The organism is Massilia sp. MP_M2 (genome assembly GCF_039123635.1).
Classification (GTDB): Bacteria; Pseudomonadota; Gammaproteobacteria; order Burkholderiales; family Burkholderiaceae_D; genus Telluria.
The window spans coordinates 1-2,756 of the sequence record NZ_JBCHJF010000024.1 but is presented as its reverse complement, the minus strand read 5'-3'; the positions used below and the strand labels follow the sequence as shown (position 1 = coordinate 2,756).

Here is a 2,756-nt window from a genome sequence, read left to right as displayed (position 1 = left end):
CCTAAATCTCGTCAACTCTTTCTTTTCGCTTCGTCTCAGATTTCTCTGTCGACCTTGCTCTCGTAACCACTTGATTACGTTAACTTTTTCGGTCACTGCCGAAGCGGAGGCGAACTATAACAACTGCCGGTGGATTACACAAGACCGCTTTGAGAATATTTTCCAACGCTTGTACCTGGGAGTGAAAATGCAACAACGCCAAGGTTGGCAAGTGCTTGCCGGCTTGATGAAGGCGTTACTCCGAACGGGTAGCGTTGCTTGCAATTATCTAGCGTGCAACCTATATTGGATTCATGACCACCTCTCCCCTTCCCTCCGCGACCACGCCGCGTCTCGACGAACAGCTGTGCTTCGCGCTGTACTCGACCTCCCTGGCGATGATGCGTGTGTATCGCGGCGTTCTCCCGAAACTGGGCCTGACGTACCCGCAATATCTCGTCATGATGGTGTTGTGGGAACAGGATCAGTTAACCGTCTCCGACATCGGCATGCACTTGTTCCTGGATTCCGCGACGCTGACGCCTTTGCTCAAGCGCATGGAGGCCCAGGGCCTGGTGCAGCGCAACCGCGCGCGCAGTGATGAACGGCAAGTGATCATCAGCTTGACCGACGATGGCAAGACTCTCAAACAAGAGGCCGCTAATGTGATGGCGACAGTATTTCGTGCGACGAAGTGTTCGGCCGACGAAGTTCAAACCTTGCGTAGTCAGCTGGTTGACCTGCGCAATAGCTTGAACGACAACGACGGCTAAGCAAACGCTGTCGACAATTCAGCTCACGCTGCGATTAACAGAGGATTGCTCTCGGTATTGATGCGAAACACACTAACCGTCCGCAACAGACTACCCGTTTGCTCGTTGAGCGCCGCTGCTGACGCCGCAGATTGCTCGACCAAGACAGCATTTTGTCGGGTTGCTTCATCCATCTGACCAATCGCAAGGTTGACCTCCTGAATTCCAGCGTGCTGGGCTTCGCTCGCTGCAGTGATCTCTTCGATGATGCCGCTGACATGTCGTACGCTAGTCACGATGTCATGCATCGTCACGCCGGCTTGCTCGACCAGCTTCGAACCGGCATCCGCCTTTGAGACCGATTCGCCGATCAGCGCCGAAATCTCTTTTGCAGCGCTGGCTGACCGCTGGGCCAGGTTTCGCACTTCGCTGGCGACAACCGCAAAGCCGCGGCCCTGCTCACCCGCGCGTGCTGCCTCGACTGCGGCGTTGAGGGCGAGGATATTAGTTTGAAATGCAATGCCATCAATGACGCTGATGATGTCCGATATCTTGTGCGCAGATGCATTAATTTCCTGCATCGTACTTACCACTGCAGTGACAACACTGCCACCTTTGCCGGCAACCTGACTCGCTGATGCGGCGAGCGTATTTGCATGACGGGCATGTGCGGTGTTTTGTTCGACCACGGCTGTCAACTGTTTCATCGATGTTGCCGTGCGCCCGAGTGATGTAGCCTGCTGGGCAGTACGCACTGAAAGGTCGCTGTTGCCGGCGCTGATTTCGCTGGAAGCATTCGCAATCATGTCAGTGCCGCTGCGCACTTGCGCAACAATGCGCTGCAGGCTCGCCTGCATTTCCCGGATGGCGTACATGACGCTTGCACGATCGTCGGAACGCACGCTCACCCTGACCGTGAGGTCGCCTGAAGCGATCGCCGATGCGATGCGGTTCACCTCCAGAGGTTCGCCGCCCAACTGACGCAATAGGTGCGAAGTGATGGCGCCACCAACAAAAATGCTGATGATCACTGCAGCTAGCGCGACGGCGATGATCATCGTTTGCGCGGATGTGATTGACTGTTCTGCGCTCAACGTGCCGGCTTCGACCTGCTTTTGAACTGCCTTGATGACACGATCGATGTCCAGCACATTTTGCCGGCGCAGTGGGCTGCACTCATTGACCAAAAATGCAGCATATTCCGCCATCTGCGTGGCATCGCGGTATCGCCTTGGACGATTGAGCTCCTCTGCCATACGCAGCAGGCCGGCGCGCATCGCCGCAAAATCGGCGTTTCCTTCAAACAGGGGCGCAAGAGCCTGCAACTGCAGGAGGAAGTTGGCTTTCTGCTCGTCCAGCAAGGCCAGTTCACGTTGTGCTTGCGTGGTGTCGGGAACGATATAGGCATTGCGTGCAGCGAGCCCGGTTTGTGCAAGCGATTCACGCAGCGCATACAGGCGCTCGAGCTTGGTGGTGCGAACAGCGTTCTGGGTCGCCAATTCCTGACCAACATTTCCTAACTCACGCCAGGCAAAAAACGCGAGCACGATAGTCAGTATGCCCACAGCGCCAAATCCGAAGCCAAGTTTTGCACGGGTACTGAGTGAGGAAAATATGTTCATGTGATAACGAATTCGAAAGAAATAACGGTTTCTCCGGTTGGCATATAAGCTGTCAACTAGAGGAGGTTGAAATATGACCAGGAGTTATAGAGAAGATTTAATAGCGCACGATCGATTCCTGACGGAAATCGAGGTTTTCTGTCCGTTATGCTTTCTACACCGATGTTTTTTCACACGGATGCCAGGTAAGAACGATTGCCTGGGTGAGAGCGAGCGTACAGAAGGCGTGCAGCAAGGCTATTCGCAGTGTTATGAGAGTTCTTGAGCGATACGTTAGTGCAGGAATCAAGATGTCAGAGCATGTTCGGTAAATCGATCGCCCAAAGCGAAAAGCCCCACTCAGATCACTGAGTGGGGCTTTTCTATATAACTAGCCTGACGATAACCTACTTTCACACTGGTT

Annotated in this window: 2 protein-coding genes; one reads left to right on the top strand and one right to left on the bottom strand. The window is 54.2% G+C overall.

The window, feature by feature from the left end:
• Positions 1-293 precede the first annotated feature (293 nt).
• Positions 294-752: a MarR family transcriptional regulator gene (locus RCH14_RS23980; protein ID WP_343028612.1), complete on the top strand. Its 459-nt coding sequence runs from the start codon at positions 294-296 to the stop codon at positions 750-752.
• A 23-nt stretch (positions 753-775) separates the two neighbouring features.
• Here RCH14_RS23980 and RCH14_RS23975 read toward each other — a convergent pair whose 3' ends face one another.
• Positions 776-2,353, bottom strand: coding sequence for a methyl-accepting chemotaxis protein (locus RCH14_RS23975; protein ID WP_343028611.1), 1,578 nt, complete (start codon positions 2,351-2,353; stop codon positions 776-778).
• Positions 2,354-2,756 lie beyond the last annotated feature (403 nt).

Bases quoted from the DNA above. Each gene is read 5' to 3' on its own strand.
- RCH14_RS23975 (WP_343028611.1), bottom strand. From the start codon at position 2,353: ATGAACATATTTTCCTCACTCAGTACCCGTGCAAAACTTGGCTTCGGA.
- RCH14_RS23980 (WP_343028612.1), top strand. From the start codon at position 294: ATGACCACCTCTCCCCTTCCCTCCGCGACCACGCCGCGTCTCGACGAA.